Below are 18,604 nucleotides of genomic sequence, written 5' to 3'. Positions count from 1 at the left end.
GCACACCCACCACCACCGGCACCTATCCCCTGACCATCACCGCCCACAACACCAGCGGCCCCGACGCCACCCAGAACTTCACCCTCACCGTCACCGGCGGCTCACTGTCGATCAGCGTGCCCTCCCCCGTGAACCTGGGCAGCGGGTCACCCTCAAGCATGATCAGCGCCCAACTCGGCACCGTGCAGGTAAGCGACACCCGAAACGAAACCAACGCATCCTGGACGGCCACCGTCTCGGCGACGGACTTCACCACCGGTGGCGGCACTGCATCCGAGACAGTCACGAGATCAGCCGTGTCCTACTGGTCTGGCCCGGCCACCGACACCACCGGAACGGGCACCTTCACCCCCGGGCAGGCAACCGCCGCGAACGCGCAAACCCTCACTGCCCCCCGCACCGCCTTCACTCTGACCTCCGGCACAGGGAACAACACCACAAGCTGGAACCCGACCCTTGTCATCGCGGTGCCCATCACCGCCGGCGCAGGCACCTACACCGCAACGATCACACACTCCGTCGCATGACCAGCGGGACCAATCGGCCCTCGGCCGCAAGCGCGACAAGATCCTCCAGCAGTGCGCTGCCGAGAACAGCTCTGCGATACCGGCATGAAGGCCCGTTCGGGGATGAGGCCCCTCGGCAGCCCGGAAGCCTCGTGCGTTCTGCCCGCCTACCCGCATCACCCGATCAGTGGCCGCCCTGAAAGGGCTCAGTTATTCATACCGGTATGAATAGGTCAAACGCGCTGATGGGTTGCTATGTTGCTTGATGCACCGTTAGGGCCCTGTTGCCATAAGGGAGAGCCGGGGATGAGAACACGAAGTCACTGCCCGAGCCGCGGCACGCGGATGGGTCTGAGAGCACTGCTGATCACGGTCGCTGTGTTGCTGGGCCTGGCTGTTCCGCTGCCCGCCTACGCAGCTCCCTCCGGCACGATGAGCTTGAACCAGCTCGACTATCGGACGAACCAGCAGATCACGGTCACCTACACCACGACCCAGCCCAGCTCCAGCAACTGGGTCGGTATCTATGCCGATCCTGGCAACGGCCCGGTCAATGGCCAGTACCTCGGGGCCTCGACGAAGTGGAAGTATGCCCCCGGCACATCCGGCCAGATCTCGATCCCGGCCTCCGGTCTCAGCGCCGGCGCCTACGTGGCCTACTACCTGCACAATGACGGCTACAGCTGGCTGGCCAACCCGGTGAAGTTCCGCATCACGAGCTCCTCGCGGACACCGACCGGTTCGATGAGCCTGGACCAGCTCGACTACCCGGCGGGTACCCCGATCTCGGTTACGTACAGCACGAGCCAGCCCAGCGCCCTCAACTGGGTCGGCCTCTACGCCGATCCGGGCAACGGCCCGGTTAATGACCAGTACGTCGGGCCCGCGAGCAGGTGGCTGTACGCCCCTGGCTCCTCCGGCCAGATCTCGATCCCGACCACCGGCCTCAGCCCCGGCCACTACGTCGCCTACTACCTGTACGACAACGGCTACAGCCGCGTGGCCAGCCCGCTGAAGTTCCGCATCGTGCCCTCCACCCCGGCCACCACACTGAAGGTGGCGTCCTTCAACACCTGGCATGCCGCCACCCAGGTGACCGGCGGCCTCACCAAGGCCACCAACTTCGTCACCTCCAGCGGCGCGGACGTGGTGGCCCTGCAGGAAACCCAGGGGTACTTCGCCAGGGATCTGGCAAGGAGCCTGGGCTGGTACTACTACCAAGGCCCCGCCAGCGTGGCGATCCTCAGCAGGTACGCGATCACGCAGACCTTCGGGCTCGCACTGGACGACTCCGGGCTCGGCGCCCGGCTCAACCTGGGCGCCGGTAAGGAAGCCGTGGTGTGGTCGGCCCACTTGGACTATCAGTACTACGGGCCTTACAACGCTTGCTACGAAGGAATGACACCGGCACAGATCGAGGACGTCGAGCAGAACACTTCCCGGCGGGTTGTGGAGATCAACGACATCCTCAGCAAGGCGGCGACCGAGATCGACGCGGCCAAGAGCGGCGGCCCGCCGGTGTTCCTGGCCGGTGACTTCAACACGCCGTCGCATCTGGACTGGGTGCCTGCGGCCGCGAGCCAGAACTGTGGCTACACCTCCGTCAACTGGCCCACCACCAAGGCCGTCGCCGACGCCGGTCTCAACGACTCGTACCGGGTTGTCAACCCTGCTCCGGCGATCTTGACAGGCGACACGTGGTCCCCCGTGTACCCCAAGCACAGCGGCTCCACGGGGCCGGACGAACCGCAGGACCGCATCGACTTCGTGCACTACGTCGGCGCAGCAACGCCGATCATCTCGACGGCCGAGGTCCGTGGCACGCCACAGCCGGTTCCCAACCATCAGAACAACGAATGGGTCAGCGATCACCGCGCCGTGGTGACGACGTTCACCCTGACCTGAAACACCGCTACACAGCAGCGAGGGCGCTGCGTGCTCGCGTATCGTCCCCCAGGTGACTGATGCGACCGTGACGGACAGGGCTGACATCCCCGGCAGCGTCCTCGCTGAGTTGATCAGCACCTTCGGGCTCGGAGAGGTGTGGGAGCGCCGGTACCTCGCCGAAGGGCTGATGAACGCGAACTGGAGGGTGGACACTCCCGTCGGGGTGTTCGCCCTCAAGCGGGTCACCGACGTGACCCGTGATCGGTTGGATCGCAACCTGGGGGTGCTGGCTGCGCTGGCCACCTACGGCATCCCCGTAAGTCGTCCTGCCGCCACCGTTTCCGGTTCGCTGGTCGCTGAGGTGGGCGGAGGCGTCTGGTGCCTGATCCCGTGGGCGGACGGTACGCACATCCGAGGAGTCGATCTCAACTTGTCCCAGGTCGCTGCGCTGGGCGCGCACCTGGGGGGGCGTGCACGTTGGCCTCGTCCGGGCCTGCGGCCGGGGGCTGCTGCCTGTGGTGCCCGATGAGGTCACGGCGGACGTCACGTCGCCGGAGCGGGCTGCGGAGAAGTCTGAACGGTTGTCCAGAGCAGTGGTCGCCAAGGGTGCCGGTAGCGCCTTCGACACGGCGGCCGCGGCGGCGCTTGATCAGCGTCGGCTGCTGATTGACAAGCATGCCGACCGCAGACCGGCGCATGCAGCCCGCGAAGGGGCGCATGGGTGGACACACGGCGATGTCCAGTATCGGAACCTGCTGTGGGAAGGCGGGGAGCTGGTCGCCGTCCTGGACTGGGACCGTGTCGGCGTTCGCCCGTACGCGGAGGAGGTCGTGCGGACGGCGCAGGTGCAGTTCGGGGTGGACGGGGTGTTCGACCTCGCCCGCGTGTCGGCGTTCGTGCGCGGCTACCGGTCTGTGGTGCCGCTGGAATCGTCCGCGCTGTGGAACAGTGCCCGCCGACTGTGGTGGAAGCGGATGACGGACTTCTGGCAGCTGGAGTTCCACTACGACCGGGGTGACTTTTCCCGCGACGAGCTGTTCACCGCGGACGAGGCGCTGCTGCACTGGTGGACGGACCGGCTGGATCAGGTCGAGGCCGCTTTCGCGGAGGGGTAGACCCCCAGGGTTTCGAGGGCGGGCAGGCGCGGACCGGCGAAGCGTGTTGCGTGCCGGCGAGCCTGCTTGCCGAGGCCGTCGTGGTCGGTCGTACGGATGACGTCTGCCCACGCCTGCGGTCCCGCGGTGTGGGGCAGGACGATCCCGGCATCGCCAATGGTTTCTGGGATGCCACCCCGGTCGGTGCCGATGCTCGGTGTCCCGTGCAAGGCGGCTTCGATGATCACTCGGGGGAAGGCGTCCTCCACCATGGAAGACACCAGCAGCAGGCGATTGCTGCGGTAGAGGGGGTTCATGTCGTAGACCCGGGGGACGTAAGTCACGTTGGGGTAGGTGGTGAACTGGGCGGCAGTGTTCCACCAGCCCTCGACGAGGGTGAAGCGCTGCTCCGGCATCAGGCGGATGATCTGGTGCAGGAGGTCCGAGCCCTTCGCAGGGATTGGGTTGACCATGAGTACTGACTCAGTCCGCGGCACGTGGGTGCTCGACTGCGGTGGCGTGAACGGCGGGTGGAGGACGGCGAGGCGGGTCCCGTCGGTCTGGGGTGCCCGCTTGCGTACGAACTCGGAGACGGCCAGCCCGTGGTGAGGCCGGCCGGCGAGAACGCCGAGGCCGGTCTTCGACGCGGAGTGCAGGATGCCCGCGACGAGCGCGGCGGGCCGGGCCTGGGCGCTGAGGTCGGACGAGCCCTCCCGCGATGTGAACACGACGTCGGGCTTCAGCGCCGACAGTAGGCTGCCGAGGGCGGATGCGGTCTGGTCCTGCCCTACAGCGATGCAGTCCACCCCGTTCCACGCGTAGCGCAGTGCTCCCTGCGTTTCGTCGTACGGCGCGTGGTGGGTGTCGAGGAAGGCGCGGATCTGGGGGAGCTGTGTGGCCTGGTCCCAGGGCGCTTGGTGGCAGCCCAGGTAGACGACCTGCCAGCCGGCTGCGGCGAGTTCCTCGGCAAGGAGCTGTTGGGTGACTTCGGCTCCGCCGATGAGGAGCGGGGCGGTGTGCGTCGCCAGGCGAAGAGGGCGGTGGGCATCGGGCCGGTCACCTCGTCCAGAGCGTGACGAGGGATTCCACCGCGTGCGCGACATCCCCCGGGCTGATGTCGGCGGGAACGACGGTCACCTCGCGGGACACCGGCGGCTGTGCGCCAGAGACGAAGTACTCCCGGGCGTGGGCGAGGAAAGCGGGCTCGTGGAGGAAGTAGTCGGACTCCGCCGCCGTGTGACCGGCCACCTTGCGGCGAAGGCTCAGCACCTCGGCGGGAACGTCGAGGTAGAGAGGGTGGTGGGGGCGTAGGAACGGCAGCACCTGGAGCCGGTCGCGGAGCTGGAGGTGGACGTCGTAGCCGAACAGGGCGTCGAGGGCATGGGCGTGGGCAAGGAGGGTGTCCACGGAGCGGTCGAGGATCACGACGGACCTGCCGCTGGCGAGCGCCTCGCGGACACGAGCTGCCTCGATACCCATGAACTGCTCGAACGCGGCGAGCTGCACGGCCGCGGACTCGGTGCGGGCCGGAGGGATGTCATCCCGGTGGGCGATGTGTTTGACATAGCAGGCCGACACGAACGCCCGATCCCCGATGCCGCTGTCCCGAAGGTGGTTGACGACGGTGGACTTCCCGGCGTACGAGGGCCCTTCGAGGGCGATGACCCTCACAGCGACTCCGTCCGGTAGAAGCGCTCCGCGTAGGTTCCGGTGCCGGCCAGGAGGTCGGCGGCGGTGGTCCAGGCGTGCCGGATCGGCCGGTACATCTTCCGGGCCGGGTGCATCTGTGAGCCGTGCATCCGCAGGAGAGTGATCTTGTCGAGGACCACGCTCGTGACGTCGACGAGCTCCGGGACGACGGCGGGGCCGGTGCGGGCACGGAAGAGGTGCCGGTCGCAGCCGGCGAGCGCGTAGGTGGACCAGAAGGCGAGGTCCTCCCAGAACCACCGGCATCCGAGGCGTACGGCCGCTTCGTGGACGAGGAGGTGGTCGGGGTGACGCGTGACGGCAGCGGGAGCGAGGAGTTCAGCGTCGGGGTAGGCGTCGATGATCTCGCCGAGTTGGTCGGTGATCTGGTCCAGTCGGCCCTTGCTGTAAGGCCGGTACGGAGGATCCGCGTCCTTGTGGTCGAGTAAGAGCCGGTTGGCGGCGAAGGGGGCGAGCGCGACGGCACCCTCCCGGTTCCGCAGTTCGGACACGGCGGCCTCGGTGGCGTAGGCGTCCTCCAGGCTCGGGTGGACGCTGGTGGAGCGGGTGAACACCGTCGCAACGGTGAGAGGGCGGGGATGGGCGAGAAAGGTCCCGGATGCTGACAATGCGAAGTCGGGCCGGCCTGATGCCCGCACCACCGCGGACCCCCGGCGGCTACCGCGACTACGCGCCCGAAGCCGCCGCCCGGCTCGCTTTCATCCGCGACGCCCAGCACGCCGGCCTCACCCTCGCCGAGATCCGCGGCATCCTGGCCCTCCGCGACAGCGGACAAGCCCCCTGCTCCCACGTCGGTGACCTCATCGACCAGCACCTCGACGAGATCGACCGGCGCATCGCCGAACTCCGCACCACCCGCAGCGCACTTCGCGTCCTCGCCCGCGCCGCCGAGACCGACCCGGTCACCTGCGCGGAGGACGGCATCTGCACCATCTTCGCCACTGAGCGGTAGACGCCCCGGGTTTCGGCCCGCGAATGCGCACCCAGGATCGCGGCAAGTGGTGCAGGTCACAGTAAATATGTATCGCGATCCGAGATGGCCTGGCGGTCAGGTGGTGCAGGTAGTGCGTCGACACCCCCTCCGAGCAGGGCATTCCTAGGGGTTAGGGCACGCGGAGGGCACGACAGTCCTCAAGAGGTCTAGACAATGACGAAGCCCCAGGTCGCTGACCTGGGGCTTCTCTATGGAGCGGGTGACGGGAATCGAACCCGCGCTCTGAGCTTGGGAAGCTCATGTTCTACCATTAAACTACACCCGCACAGCGCACCGGTGATCGGTGCCGCATCGTCGCACACTCTACCCCATCGCTCGTCCCACGGTGTATTTCGCCGCGGGGCTTTTGTGCTTTCCGGGGCCCGTACGCGGGTGCGGGGAGCGGGAGTTGGGGCGTACCGTGGCGGGGCGGAGTGCCGCGTGTGATGGTGTCCGGGTCACCCCCTAATGTGAGGGTCATCCGCATTCGATGGGGAAGGGGCCCGATGGATCTGATGGAGCGCACCCTCGTCCGCTGTGCCGAGGGGCACGTGTTCAGTACCGCTTCGTTTCCGTTGCAGCAGCTGGGAGCCGACCGGATCGGGCCCGGGCGGCTCATCCGGTGTCCGCGGTGTGCGCGGCTGAGGAATGCCGTGCCCGTGGGACAGGGGCAGCAGGGCAAGCGGTAGAGGCGCAGAAGCGCAGATCGTGGAGATGGACGGGGCGCGTGGGCAGGTGTCCGATTGGGGGCCGCCCGCGCGCTCTGCGTATCCTCGGGGCGTGCTTCTCTCAGACAAGGACATCCGGGCCGAGATCGACGCCGGGCGCGTGCGCATCGATCCGTACGACGAATCCATGGTGCAGCCCTCGAGCATCGATGTGCGGCTGGACCGCTACTTCCGGGTGTTCGAGAATCACCGCTACCCGCACATCGATCCGGCGGTGGAGCAGAGCGATCTGACCCGGCTCGTCGAGCCGGAGGGGGACGAGGCGTTCATCCTGCACCCCGGCGAGTTCGTGCTCGCGTCGACCTACGAGGTCATCTCGCTGCCGGACGATCTTGCGTCGAGGCTCGAGGGGAAGTCCAGTCTTGGGCGGCTCGGTCTGGTGACGCACTCGACGGCCGGCTTCATCGACCCCGGGTTCTCCGGGCATGTGACGCTCGAGCTGTCGAATCTCGCCACTCTGCCGATCAAGCTCTGGCCGGGCATGAAGATCGGGCAGCTCTGCATGTTCCGGCTCAGCTCGCCCGCGGAGGAGCCGTACGGGAGCGCGCGCTCCGGCTCGCGTTACCAGGGGCAGCGTGGGCCGACGGCCTCCCGGTCGTTCATCAATTTCCATCGGACGCAGGTGTGAGGGCCGCACGACATGGGTGACGTACGCGAGAACCTGACGTATGAGAAGTTCGGCGGCGCGGTCCGCGAGCTGGCGCAGACGATCGCCGACGACGGGTACGAGCCCGACGTCGTGCTGTCCATCGCACGCGGCGGTGTGTTCGTGGCCGGCGGGCTGGCGTACGCGCTGGACTGCAAGAACATCCATCTCGTGAACGTCGAGTTCTACACGGGTGTGGGAACCACCCTCGAGATGCCGGTCATGCTGGCGCCCGTGCCGAACGCGATCGACTTCTCCAACAAGAAGGTCCTCATCGCGGACGACGTCGCGGACACCGGTAAGACGCTCAAGCTCGTCCACGACTTCTGCCTCGACCATGTGGCGGAGGTTCGGTCCGCGGTCATCTATGAGAAGTCGCACTCGCTCGTGAAGTGCGAGTACGTCTGGAAGCGCACCGACGACTGGATCAACTTCCCCTGGAGTGTCGAGAAGCCCGTCGTGCGGCGCAGCGGTCAGGTGCTCGACGCCTGACCGGGTGTCGCACAGGACAGGGTGCCGTGAAGCAAGAAAAGGCCTCCGCCGAACCGGCGGAGGCCTTTTGGTACGTCGGTCAGATCGTGCCGAGCTTGATGATGGACAGCAGCGCGACCAGCTGGATCGCCGACGCGCCCAGCGCCTTCGGCCACGGCAGGTCGTGCGACTTGCTCACCATCGAGGTGAACAGGGCTCCAGCCGCCAGCCAGGTCACCCATCCCAGTACCTGGACAAGGGAGTTCTCGCCGCCGAGGAAGAGGGCGAAGACCAGGCGAGGGGCGTCCGTGATGGACATGATCAGCATGGAGAGGCCGACCGTCGGCTGCCATGCGCCGTCGCCGCCCAGCTGGCGGGCCAGGGTGTGGGTCACGGCGCCGAGGACCAGACCGCTGATGACGAACGCCACGCCCGTGACGAGCACGTACGGGATCGCGTTCGAGAGCGTCGCGTTGATCGCCTCGTCCCGCGGCTCGTCGAAGCCGAAGATCGCGAGCATGCCGTAGAGGAACGTGACGACGAGCGCCGGGCCCCAGACGGCGTGGTCGCGCATCTGCAGGAACGTCGGTCCGGGCCGCAGCACGATGCCGCTCAGCAGCTGCTTCCAGTGCAGTCGCGGACCTGCCGGGGCCGCCGGTGCGGCACCGGAGCGGTAGGTGGCGCCGTCGCCGTAGGGATCGTCGTGCACGCTGAACATCTGCGTGTGGCCCGGGTTGTTGGCCGCGTACGGGTCCTGGGGTGGGGCGTACGGCGGGTGCGGGTCGCCGAAGTACTCCGGTTCGTCGTACCCGCCGCCCTGCCGGGGCCCGCCGCCGGCCTGCGGCCACTGCTGCTGCCGCTGCTGTTGCGCGTACGGCGGCGCTGCCGGACGACCACCGCCCTGGTAGGGCGGCGGCGCCTGCGGCGCCTGCTGTTGTTGCGGGGTGCGGTTGTCCCGGCCGCGTCCGATCCTGAATCCAGCCACGTAATCGAACGTACCCGGTCCGCGAACGCGAGGTGGCGGCAGACCGGGAACCGGGAGCCTTTGCGGCTGACCTGTGACATCCCCTAGGGGATGCCCGAGGGTTGCCAACGGTCCGCTCCGCAGCGGTCGGTCGGCGGCCGCCCGGCAGCCGACCGACCGCAGGTCAGAGCAGGAAGACGGAGGTGCTGAAGGTCACCGCCGGCCGGGTGACCGCCGGGTACAGCGCGACCACGTCGGCCCGCTCGCCCCGGTGGGTCCGTGTCACCACGTCCGGTCGTTTGTCGCCGTCGAAGTCGGCGTACGCGAGTACGTCCGTGACGGGTTTCGTCTCGCCGGTGGGCAGCTCGGGCGCCGGTGGCGGCTCGACCGCGTCGAAGGCGTACGTGCCGCCGCGGCGGCCGGGGCCGGCCGGGCCGCCGAGCAGGATCCTGCCCTTGGCGGCCGCTCCCACCTCGCGGGTACGGGACAGGACGATCAGGTCGTCGGCACCGTCGCCGTTCGTGTCGGCGCGCGGCGAGGGCGCGGCGAGGGCGGGGCCGCCGCCGGGGACGGGGGCGGTGGCGGTGCGCGGGGCGCCGGCGCGGGAGAAGGGGCCGCGCAGGAAGCTGACGCGCCCGGCGGAGGCGGTGACGGCCAGGTCGGCGCTGCCGTCGCCGTCGAAGTCACCGCAGACGGGGTGGTCGGGCCAGTCGTTCCCGTAGCGGGCCTGCTCGGGGATCCGCAGGACGGCCGCCTTGCCGGTGATTCCGGTGGGGGAGCCGAAGAGCAGCTGGAGGGGCACGGGCGGGCGGCCGATGCCGTCGTACGGCGGGTCCGTGGCGACGACCAGGTCCGCGTAGCCGTCCTTGTCGAGGTCGCAGGAGGTCTCGGCGTCGAACGCGGCCGGCAACGTGCCCTTGACCTCGGCGCCGTGGGTTTGCGGCGTGAGGAGCTGACGTACGGCAGGGTCGAGGCGGCGGGCGGTGTCCGTGCCGTAGACGACGCCGATGCCCGCGTCGTCGCCGTGGCTGTCACGGAGCGACTTCACCAGGTCGTTCAGCACGAGGTCGCGGCGGCCGTCGCCGTTGAAGTCGAAGGGGATCCGGCTGCCTTGGCCGCGTGGCACGGGCAGCGAGGGCTCGGTGGTGCGGTCCGCGGCCGGGTCCGTGTCGCCGTTCTTCGCTTCGGCCCTCGATGTGACGGGCTCGGGGGCGTTGTCGCAGCCGCTGAGGGTGGTCAGCAGGACCGTGCAGGCGCAGAGGGCACCCAGCGCCGTCGCCGCTCTCGTCCGTGTACGCATGGCCCACCCCCTGTATCCGAGGTTTCGCACTTCCGCGGTCCGCAGTTTTGCGGTTCCGCGGTTTCAGTCGTGTTCGCTGTCCTGGTTTCGCTGTCCCGGTCGCCCACGATGCTCGTCCGGAAGGTCGCCCCGGGCAATGGTTCGCGACTGTTCGAAGGCCAAAGGTTATGCGGCGGCTGGTCACGGGTGTGCGCGGCGGCTGGTCACGTCCGTGGCCGCCCGGAAGCGAGCGGGCGGCCCCACCGTGTGGCCGCCCGGAACGGAACGCGCGCCCTCACGCGTGAGCGGCCGGTCCTGCCCCCGAGGCAGGTCCGGCCGCTCACTGTCTCCTGCAGGAGACGGTTACTTCACCCAGGAGACGGTTACTTCACCGGCTCCGGTTCCGGGGCGTCCGCCGGTTCCGCGGAGGGCTCCGGGTCGGCCGGCGGGGTCTTCACCGAGTCGAGCAGCAGCTGCGCGACGTCGACGACCTGGAGGGACTCCGGCGCCTTGCCGTCGTTCTTCTTGCCGTTGACGGAGTCGGTGAGCATGACCAGGCAGAACGGGCAGGCGGTGGAGACGATGTCCGGGTTGAGGGACAGGGCCTCGTCGACGCGCTCGGTGTTGATGCGCTTGCCGATCCGCTCCTCCATCCACATCCGCGCACCACCGGCGCCGCAGCAGAAGCCGCGTTCCTTGTGGCGGTGCATCTCCTGCTGGCGCAGGCCGGGGACGGCCGACATGATCTCGCGCGGGGGCGTGTAGACCTTGTTGTGGCGGCCCAGGTAGCAGGGGTCGTGGTAGGTGATCAGGCCGTCGACCGGCGTGACGGGGACGAGCTTGCCCTCGTCGATGAGGTGCTGCAGCAGCTGCGTGTGGTGGATGACCTCGAAATCGCCGCCCAGCTGCGGGTACTCGTTCGCGATCGTGTTGAAGCAGTGCGGGCAGGTCGCGACGATCCTCTTGGCCGACTTCGGCTTCTTCGTCGACTCGTCCACCCCTCCGTCCTCGTCGAGGGACTCACCGAACGCCATGTTCAGCATCGCGACGTTCTCCTGGCCGAGCTGCTGGAACAGCGGCTCGTTGCCCAGGCGGCGCGGGGAGTCGCCGGTGCACTTCTCCTCGCCGCCCATGATCGCGAACTTGACGCCCGCCATGTGCAGCAGCTCCGCGAAGGCCTTGGTGGTCTTCTTGGCGCGGTCCTCGAGGGCGCCGGCGCAGCCGACCCAGTAGAGGTAGTCGACCTCGGTGAGGTCCTCGACGTCCTTGCCGACGATCGGGACCTCGAAGTCGACCTCCTTGGTCCACTCCACCCGCTGCTTCTTGGCCAGGCCCCAGGGGTTGCCCTTCTTCTCCAGGTTCTTGAGCATCGTGCCCGCCTCGGACGGGAACGAGGACTCGATCATGACCTGGTAGCGGCGCATGTCGACGATGTGGTCGATGTGCTCGATGTCGACCGGGCACTGCTCGACGCAGGCGCCGCAGGTGGTGCAGGACCACAGGACGTCCGGGTCGATGACGCCGTTCTCCTCGGCGGTGCCGATCAGCGGGCGCTCGGCCTCGGCGAGCGCCGCGGCGGGCACGTCCCCCAGCTGCTCGGCGGAGGCCTTCTCCTCGCCCTCCATGGTCTTGCCGCCGCCGGCCAGCAGGTACGGGGCCTTGGCGTGCGCGTGGTCGCGCAGCGACATGATCAGCAGCTTCGGGGACAGCGGCTTGCCGGTGTTCCAGGCGGGGCACTGCGACTGGCAGCGGCCGCACTCGGTGCAGGTGGAGAAGTCGAGGATGCCCTTCCAGGAGAACTGCTCGACCTGGGAGACGCCGAACACGTCGTCCTCGCCCGGGTCCTCCCAGTCGATCTCCTTGCCGCCCGATGTCATGGGCTTCAGCTCGCCGAGGGCACTCTCGCCGGTGGCGTTGCGCTTGAACCAGATGTTCGGGAAGCCGAGGAAGCGGTGCCAGGCCACACCCATGTTGGTGTTGAGCGCGACCGTGATCGCCCAGATGAAGGAGGTGCTGATCTTCACCATCGCGGTGAAGTAGATCAGCGTCTGCAGCGTGGACAGGCTCAGGCCCTTGAAGGCGAGGACCAGGGGGTACGAGGCGAAGTAGGCGGCCTCGTAGCCCTCGACGTGGTGGATGGCGCCCTCGAGGCCGCGCAGCGTGTAGATCGCCAGGCCGATGGTGAGGATGACGTACTCGACGAAGTACGCCTGCCAGGCCTTGGAGCCGGCGAAGCGCGACTTGCGGCCCGCCCTGGAGGGCAGGTTCAGCAGCCGGATGGCCATCAGGACGAGGATGCCGAGGATCGTCATCACGCCGATGAACTCGATGTAGAGCTCGAAGGGCAGGAAGCCGCCGACGATCGGGAGCACCCAGTCGGCCTCGAAGAGCTGTCCGAACGCCTGCACCAGCGTGGGCGGCAGCGTCAGAAAGCCGACCGCGACGAACCAGTGGGCGAAGCCCACGATCCCCCAGCGGTTCATCCGGGTATGGCCGAGGAACTCCTTGACCAGGGTGATCGTGCGCGCCTTGGGGTTGTCGGTCCGGCTGCCCGCGGGGACGGGCTGGCCGAGCTTGACGAACCGGTAGATCTGCGCGACCGCTCGGGAGATGAGCGCAACGCCGACCACCGTCAGGGTCAGCGACACGATGATCGCGGCGAGTTGCATTGGGGGCTCCTCGGGCCTGCGAGGGTGGGTGATCCAGCACTACTACTAAGCGGTAACTTATTCAGTCCGTGCTGAGAGTACCCACTTATTCGGCCGCACTGTAGCCGCGCGCGCGGTGATCTGTGTCGCTCAGGCAACCCTGACCGGGGCCGTCTGCTTGACCTCTGCCGGACGCCGTCCGGCCACCACGGCGGGGACGGTACGGGCCAGGACCATCAGGTCGAGTCCCAGCCAGTGCTGCTCCACATAATGCAGGTCGAGCACCGTCATTTCCTCCCAGGGGAGGTCCGAGCGCGCGCTGACCTGCCACAGGCCGGTGATTCCGGGTCGTACGGCGAGCCTGGCGCGGCCGGTTCCGGGGCCCTTCGCGTCCGCCTCGCGCGCGGCCAGCGGAAGCGGGCCCACCAGTGACATGTCGCCGCGCAGAACGTTGAACAGCTGGGGGAGCCGGTCCAGGAAGTGCCGGTGCAGTACGTGTCCCACGGCTGTGACGGGGTCCACTGCGGCGGTGGCCGTCCCGGCGCCGCCCGCCGTGACGGCGCCCGCGCGTTTGGTGCGGAACGTGAACATCGTGAAGGTGCGGCCGCGAAGGCCCACCCGCTCCGACCGCCGCAGCACCGGGCCCGCGGACGTGGCCGCGACGGCGGCCGCGGTGGCCAGCAGGACCGGCGACAGCAGCAGGAGAAGGATCAGGGTGCCCGTCACATCGACGGCTCTCTTTGCCGGCACGGGGGCGCGCCTCTCGTCACGAATGACAGTTCTTGACCGCTTTTTTCGGATATGACTCTCCCAGATGCGCACGCTCGGGAAGGGCCCGCCACGCGCGTGGGCGCAGGTGCGGGCCCAGGTCTGCACGTAAGGGCGGGATAAAAGTTGAGTGCCCCCGACTCACGTACGTTGACTCCGTGGAATGGGTGAGGCATCCTTGAGCCAGTTCCACTCAAGTCAGCTGGAGGAATCGAAATGGCACGTGCGGTCGGCATCGACCTGGGCACGACTAACTCCGTCGTCAGCGTTCTGGAGGGCGGCGAGCCCACCGTCATCACCAACGCCGAGGGTGCCAGGACCACGCCGTCCGTCGTCGCCTTCGCGAAGAACGGTGAGGTGCTGGTCGGCGAGGTGGCCAAGCGTCAGGCGGTCACCAACGTCGACAGGACCATCCGGTCGGTCAAGCGCCACATGGGCACGGACTGGAAGATCGAGCTCGACGGGAAGAACTTCAACCCGCAGCAGATGAGCGCGTTCATCCTGCAGAAGCTGAAGCGCGACGCGGAGTCCTACCTGGGCGAGAAGGTCACCGACGCGGTGATCACCGTCCCGGCGTACTTCAACGACTCCGAGCGCCAGGCCACCAAGGAGGCCGGTGAGATCGCCGGACTGAACGTCCTGCGCATCGTCAACGAGCCGACCGCGGCGGCCCTGGCCTACGGCCTGGACAAGGACGACCAGACGATCCTCGTCTTCGACCTCGGTGGCGGCACCTTCGACGTCTCGCTGCTCGAGATCGGCGACGGCGTCGTCGAGGTGAAGGCCACCAACGGTGACAACCACCTCGGTGGTGACGACTGGGACCAGCGCGTCGTCGACTACCTGGTCAAGCAGTTCCTGTCCGGTCACGGCGTGGACCTGGCCAAGGACAAGATGGCTCTGCAGCGTCTGCGCGAGGCCGCGGAGAAGGCGAAGATCGAGCTGTCGTCCTCGACCGAGACGACGATCAACCTCCCGTACATCACGGCGTCGGCCGAGGGCCCGCTGCACCTGGACGAGAAGCTCACGCGCGCCCAGTTCCAGCAGCTGACCTCCGACCTGCTCGAGCGCTGCAAGACCCCGTTCCACAACGTGATCAAGGACGCCGGCATCGCGCTGTCCGAGATCGACCACGTGGTCCTGGTCGGCGGCTCGACCCGGATGCCCGCCGTCGCCGAGCTCGTCAAGGAGCTCACCGGCGGCAAGGACGCCAACAAGGGTGTGAACCCGGACGAGGTCGTCGCGATCGGCGCCTCGCTCCAGGCCGGTGTCCTCAAGGGTGAGGTCAAGGACGTCCTGCTCCTCGACGTGACCCCGCTGTCCCTCGGTATCGAGACCAAGGGCGGCATCATGACCAAGCTCATCGAGCGCAACACCACGATCCCGACCAAGCGGTCCGAGATCTTCACCACGGCCGAGGACAACCAGCCGTCCGTGCAGATCCAGGTCTACCAGGGCGAGCGCGAGATCGCGGCGTACAACAAGAAGCTCGGGATGTTCGAGCTGACCGGTCTGCCCCCGGCCCCGCGCGGGGTCCCGCAGATCGAGGTCTCCTTCGACATCGACGCCAACGGCATCATGCACGTGACCGCGAAGGACCTGGGCACGGGCAAGGAGCAGAAGATGACCGTCACCGGCGGCTCCTCGCTGCCGAAGGACGAGGTCGACCGGATGCGCCAGGAGGCCGAGCAGTACGCGGACGAGGACCACCGTCGCCGCGAGGCCGCCGAGACCCGCAACCAGGGCGAGCAGCTCGTCTACCAGACGGAGAAGTTCCTCAAGGACAACGAGGACAAGGTCCCCGGCGACGTCAAGACCGAGGTCGAGACCGCGCTCACCGAGCTGAAGGAGAAGCTCAAGGGCGAGGACACCGCGGAGATCCGCACCGCCACGGAGAAGGTCGCCGCGGTCAGCCAGAAGCTCGGCCAGGCGATGTACGCCAACGCCGCGCCCGAGGGTGCCGCCGCCGGCGCCGGTGCGGAGGGCCAGGCCGGTGCTCAGGCCGACGACGACGTCGTCGACGCCGAGATCGTCGACGAGGACAAGCCCAAGAAGGACGGTGCCGCGTGACGGAGGAGACCCCGGGCTTCGAGGAGAAGCCCGACGTCCCCTCCGGCGCCACACCTGACGACGCCGCCGAGTCCGCCGAGACCTCCGAGCAGGAGGTTCCGGCGGCCCCGGCAGGGGACGCAGCAAAGATCGCCGGCCTGACGGCGCAGCTGGACCAGACCCGTACGGCGCTCAACGAGCGCACGGCGGATCTCCAGCGGCTCCAGGCCGAGTACCAGAACTACCGCCGGCGCGTGGAGCGCGACAGGATCACGGTCAAGGAGATCGCCACGGCGACTCTGCTGACCGAGCTGCTGCCCGTGCTCGACGACATCGGCCGCGCCCGGGAACACGGGGAACTGGTGGGCGGGTTCAAGTCGGTGGCCGAGTCCCTCGAGACGGCCGCCGCCAAGATGGGCCTGCAGCAGTTCGGCAAGGAGGGCGAGCCCTTCGACCCGACCGTCCACGAGGCCCTGATGCACTCGTACGCGCCGGATGTCACGGAGACCACGTGCGTCGCGGTGCTCCAGCCGGGGTACCGCATCGGCGAGCGCACGATCCGCCCCGCGCGGGTCGCGGTGGCCGAGCCCCAGCCGGGCGCGGCCCCGGCTGCGCAGAAGGACGAGAAGGCGGCTGACGAGGAGAGCGGTGGCCCGGAAGAGGGCTGACGCAGGAAACGTCCGGAAGGAGGGACGTCGATGAGCACGAAGGACTTCGTCGAGAAGGACTACTACAAGGTTCTCGGCGTCCCCAAGGACGCCACAGAGGCCGAGATCAAGAAGGCGTACCGGAAGCTCGCCCGCGAGTTCCACCCGGACGCCAACAAGGGTGACGCGCAGGCCGAGGAGCGCTTCAAGGAGATCTCCGAGGCCGCCGACGTCCTCGGTGACCCCAAGCGGCGCAAGGAGTACGACGACGCCCGCGCCCTCTTCGGGAACGGCGGCTTCCGTCCGGGCGCCGGCGGACCCGGCGGTACCTTCAACTTCGACCTGGGCGACCTCTTCGGAGGCGCCCCGGGCGGGGGCCAGGGTGGCGCGGGCGGCTTCGGCGGCGGACTGGGCGACGTGTTCGGCGGCCTGTTCAACCGGGGCGCTGGCACCGGTGCGCGGACACAGCCGCGCCGCGGCCAGGACATCGAGTCCGAGGTGACGCTCAGCTTCACCGAGGCGGTCGACGGGGCGACGGTCCCGCTGAGGATGTCCAGCTCGGCCGCGTGCAAGACCTGTTCGGGCACCGGCGACAAGAACGGCACGCCGCGGGTGTGCCCGACCTGTGTCGGCACCGGCCAGGTCTCGCGCGGCGGCAGCGGCTCCTTCTCGCTGACCGACCCGTGCGTGGACTGCAAGGGCCGTGGCCTGATCGCCCAGGACCCCTGTGAGGTCTGCAAGGGCAGCGGGCGGGCCCGTTCCTCGCGCACCATGCAGGTCCGCATTCCCTCGGGTGTCTCGGACGGGCAGCGCATCCGGCTGCGCGGCAAGGGCGCCCCGGGTGAGCGCGGCGGTCCCGCAGGTGACCTGTATGTCGTCGTGCATGTCGACGCCCACCCCGTCTTCGGACGCAAGGGCGACAACCTCACGGTCACCGTGCCGGTCTCCTTCACGGAGGCGGCGCTCGGCGGCGAGGTGAAGGTGCCGACGCTCGGCGGGCCCCCGGTCACGCTGAAGCTGCCGGCCGGCACACCGGGCGGCCGCACGATGCGTGCCCGCGGCAAGGGCGCGGTCCGCAAGGACGGCACCCGAGGCGACCTGCTGGTCACCGTGGAAGTGGCCGTCCCCCAGGAGCTCGGCGACAAGGCGAAGGAAGCGCTGGAGGCCTACCGCGAAGCCACCGCGGGCGAGGATCCGCGGGCGGAGTTGTTCCAGGCCGCGAAGGGAGCTTGATATGGACCGGTCGGGGCGCAGTCGCAACCCTTACGAACTGACCGACGAGTCACCGGTGTACGTCATCTCGGTCGCCGCTCAGCTGTCGGGTCTGCACCCGCAGACCCTGCGGCAGTACGACCGGCTGGGTCTCGTCTCCCCCGACCGCACGCCCGGCCGGGGCCGGCGCTACTCGGCCCGTGACATCGAACTGCTGCGTACGGTCCAGCAGTTGTCCCAGGACGAGGGCATCAACCTCGCCGGTATCAAGCGCATCATCGAACTGGAGAACCAGGTCGCCGCTCTACAGCAGCGGGTCGGCGAACTGTCGGCGGCCGTCGAGGGCGCCGCGGTCGCGATGCAGCAGCGCGAAGCGCAGGTGCATGCCTCGTACCGGCGCGATCTCGTGCCGTACCAGGACGTGCAGCAGGCGAGCGCGCTGGTGGTGTGGCGGCCCAAGCGCCCGGAGTAGGGCGGCAGTTGTTGCGGAGTGCCCCGAGGGGCCGGAGAGTAGCTCTCCGGCCCCTTTTTGCGTGCGGCGATCAGGCGTCCTCGGCGCGCGGGGCAACACGGCCGCTCACGCCGACGATGCCCGACTGAGCGAGCAGTGCACCGAGGTGGGTGCGGCTCGAAGCACCGAGCGTCTGCATCAGTCGGGCGATGTGCGTGCGACAGGTCCGCACGCTGACTCCCATGCGACGGGCGACGATCTCGTCGGAATGGCCTGCGACGAGCAACTGTCAATCCCCCGGTTTCGTGGAGACCTTCCTATGCAGCCAGCTCCTCGGTGAAGCTGGCCCAGTAGTCGTGTTCGTAGTCGATGGGGCTTTTCCAGCCGCACACGCTGTGTAGCCGTCGAGTGTTGTAGAAGTCGGTGATCCAGGTCGCGATCCGGATCCGGGTCTCGGCGCGGGTGGCGAAGGTGTGCCGGTGGACGTACTCGACCTTGAGTACGCTGTTGAACGCCTCGCTGACGGCGTTGTCGAAACACGAGCCGACCCGGCCCATGGACTGGGTGACGCCCA

19 protein-coding genes, 1 tRNA gene and 2 pseudogenes are annotated in these 18,604 nt (G+C 68.5%); 12 read left to right on the top strand and 10 right to left on the bottom strand.

Features of this window, described 5'->3' with window-relative positions; genetic code table 11:
• The 4 genes and pseudogenes from ACZ4SA_RS34390 to ACZ4SA_RS34375 all read left to right on the top strand — a co-directional run.
• Positions 1–527 (top strand): annotated as a pseudogene (locus ACZ4SA_RS34390) (hypothetical protein); the annotation flags it as partial.
• A 285-nt stretch (positions 528–812) separates the two neighbouring features.
• Positions 813–2,411, top strand: coding sequence for an endonuclease/exonuclease/phosphatase family protein (locus ACZ4SA_RS34385; RefSeq protein WP_468281971.1), 1,599 nt, complete (start codon positions 813–815; stop codon positions 2,409–2,411).
• Positions 2,412–2,463: 52 nt separating this feature from the next.
• Positions 2,464–2,922 (top strand): phosphotransferase, encoded by a 459-nt coding sequence (locus ACZ4SA_RS34380; protein ID WP_468281969.1) that lies wholly within the window; start codon positions 2,464–2,466, stop codon positions 2,920–2,922.
• A gap of 52 nt (positions 2,923–2,974) precedes the next feature.
• Positions 2,975–3,508 (top strand): phosphotransferase, encoded by a 534-nt coding sequence (locus tag ACZ4SA_RS34375; protein ID WP_468281967.1) that lies wholly within the window; start codon positions 2,975–2,977, stop codon positions 3,506–3,508.
• Here the strand turns inward: ACZ4SA_RS34375 and ACZ4SA_RS34370 are convergent.
• From ACZ4SA_RS34370 to ACZ4SA_RS34360, 3 genes are read right to left on the bottom strand one after another with little or no spacing between them, the layout of a single operon-like run.
• On the bottom strand, positions 3,478–4,590 hold the full coding sequence (locus ACZ4SA_RS34370; RefSeq protein ID WP_468281965.1) for a glycosyltransferase: 1,113 nt from the start codon (positions 4,588–4,590) through the stop codon (positions 3,478–3,480). The two genes, ACZ4SA_RS34375 and ACZ4SA_RS34370, sit on opposite strands and share 31 nt — an antisense overlap.
• Positions 4,544–5,158, bottom strand: a complete 615-nt coding sequence (locus ACZ4SA_RS34365) for a hypothetical protein (protein ID WP_468281963.1) — start codon at positions 5,156–5,158, stop codon at positions 4,544–4,546. The genes ACZ4SA_RS34370 and ACZ4SA_RS34365 overlap by 47 nt, the downstream gene beginning before the upstream one ends.
• Entirely contained in the window at positions 5,155–5,748 is a 594-nt protein-coding gene (locus tag ACZ4SA_RS34360) for a hypothetical protein (protein ID WP_468281961.1), read from the bottom strand. Before ACZ4SA_RS34360 ends, ACZ4SA_RS34365 begins: the two co-directional genes overlap by 4 nt.
• A gap of 74 nt (positions 5,749–5,822) precedes the next feature.
• Here ACZ4SA_RS34360 and ACZ4SA_RS34355 point away from each other — a divergent pair, with 74 nt between their 5' ends.
• The gene (locus tag ACZ4SA_RS34355; protein WP_468281959.1) at positions 5,823–6,146 is read left to right on the top strand and encodes a MerR family DNA-binding protein; all 324 of its coding nucleotides are present in this window, start codon (positions 5,823–5,825) and stop codon (positions 6,144–6,146) included.
• A 233-nt stretch (positions 6,147–6,379) separates the two neighbouring features.
• Here the strand turns inward: ACZ4SA_RS34355 and ACZ4SA_RS34350 are convergent.
• Positions 6,380–6,453: transfer RNA gene (locus tag ACZ4SA_RS34350), tRNA-Gly, on the bottom strand.
• 220 nt (positions 6,454–6,673) lie between these two features.
• Here ACZ4SA_RS34350 and ACZ4SA_RS34345 point away from each other — a divergent pair.
• From ACZ4SA_RS34345 to ACZ4SA_RS34335, 3 genes are all read left to right on the top strand, one after another.
• A complete protein-coding gene (locus ACZ4SA_RS34345) occupies positions 6,674–6,856 on the top strand; it encodes a hypothetical protein (RefSeq protein WP_468281957.1) in 183 nt (60 codons plus the stop codon).
• A gap of 91 nt (positions 6,857–6,947) precedes the next feature.
• Positions 6,948–7,523, top strand: coding sequence for a dCTP deaminase (dcd, locus tag ACZ4SA_RS34340; RefSeq protein WP_468281955.1), 576 nt, complete (start codon positions 6,948–6,950; stop codon positions 7,521–7,523).
• Between the two features lie 12 nt (positions 7,524–7,535).
• Positions 7,536–8,033, top strand: a complete 498-nt coding sequence (locus ACZ4SA_RS34335) for a phosphoribosyltransferase (RefSeq protein WP_468281953.1) — start codon at positions 7,536–7,538, stop codon at positions 8,031–8,033.
• Between the two features lie 79 nt (positions 8,034–8,112).
• Here the strand turns inward: ACZ4SA_RS34335 and ACZ4SA_RS34330 are convergent, their stop codons facing one another.
• The 4 genes from ACZ4SA_RS34330 to ACZ4SA_RS34315 all read right to left on the bottom strand — a co-directional run bounded on the left by ACZ4SA_RS34330 (position 8,113) and on the right by ACZ4SA_RS34315 (position 13,653).
• Positions 8,113–8,997, bottom strand: coding sequence for a Yip1 family protein (locus tag ACZ4SA_RS34330; RefSeq protein WP_468281951.1), 885 nt, complete (start codon positions 8,995–8,997; stop codon positions 8,113–8,115).
• 163 nt (positions 8,998–9,160) lie between these two features.
• Positions 9,161–10,276 carry an FG-GAP repeat domain-containing protein gene (locus ACZ4SA_RS34325; RefSeq protein WP_468281949.1) on the bottom strand — a complete coding sequence of 372 codons (1,116 nt, stop codon included), beginning with the start codon at positions 10,274–10,276 and terminating at the stop codon, positions 9,161–9,163.
• A 362-nt stretch (positions 10,277–10,638) separates the two neighbouring features.
• The gene (locus ACZ4SA_RS34320; protein WP_468281947.1) at positions 10,639–12,924 is read right to left on the bottom strand and encodes a (Fe-S)-binding protein; all 2,286 of its coding nucleotides are present in this window, start codon (positions 12,922–12,924) and stop codon (positions 10,639–10,641) included.
• Between the two features lie 129 nt (positions 12,925–13,053).
• The gene (locus tag ACZ4SA_RS34315; protein ID WP_468281945.1) at positions 13,054–13,653 is read right to left on the bottom strand and encodes a sugar transferase; all 600 of its coding nucleotides are present in this window, start codon (positions 13,651–13,653) and stop codon (positions 13,054–13,056) included.
• Positions 13,654–13,887: 234 nt separating this feature from the next.
• Between ACZ4SA_RS34315 and dnaK the strand changes: the two genes are divergently transcribed.
• From dnaK to ACZ4SA_RS34295, 4 genes are read left to right on the top strand one after another with little or no spacing between them, the layout of a single operon-like run.
• Positions 13,888–15,741 (top strand): molecular chaperone DnaK, encoded by a 1,854-nt coding sequence (gene dnaK / locus ACZ4SA_RS34310; RefSeq protein ID WP_468281943.1) that lies wholly within the window; start codon positions 13,888–13,890, stop codon positions 15,739–15,741.
• Complete coding sequence (grpE, locus tag ACZ4SA_RS34305) at positions 15,738–16,388, top strand: nucleotide exchange factor GrpE (RefSeq protein ID WP_468281941.1); 651 nt, start codon at positions 15,738–15,740, stop codon at positions 16,386–16,388. The genes dnaK and grpE overlap by 4 nt, the downstream gene beginning before the upstream one ends.
• A 30-nt stretch (positions 16,389–16,418) precedes the next feature.
• The gene (gene dnaJ, locus ACZ4SA_RS34300; RefSeq protein WP_468281939.1) at positions 16,419–17,600 is read left to right on the top strand and encodes a molecular chaperone DnaJ; all 1,182 of its coding nucleotides are present in this window, start codon (positions 16,419–16,421) and stop codon (positions 17,598–17,600) included.
• Between the two features lies 1 nt (position 17,601).
• Positions 17,602–18,051 carry a heat shock protein transcriptional repressor HspR gene (locus ACZ4SA_RS34295; RefSeq protein ID WP_468281937.1) on the top strand — a complete coding sequence of 150 codons (450 nt, stop codon included), beginning with the start codon at positions 17,602–17,604 and terminating at the stop codon, positions 18,049–18,051.
• Positions 18,052–18,121: 70 nt separating this feature from the next.
• Here the strand turns inward: ACZ4SA_RS34295 and ACZ4SA_RS34290 are convergent.
• Positions 18,122–18,319 (bottom strand): annotated as a pseudogene (locus tag ACZ4SA_RS34290) (LuxR C-terminal-related transcriptional regulator); the annotation flags it as partial.
• 28 nt (positions 18,320–18,347) lie between these two features.
• A partial coding sequence (locus tag ACZ4SA_RS34285) for an integrase core domain-containing protein (RefSeq protein ID WP_468281935.1) occupies positions 18,348–18,604 on the bottom strand: 257 nt, incomplete at its 5' end.

The sequence above is a fragment of the Streptomyces sp. NPDC027962 genome (assembly GCF_055566095.1).
The sequence above is the reverse complement of the archived record's forward strand: the minus strand, read 5'-3'. Positions and strand labels throughout refer to the sequence as shown.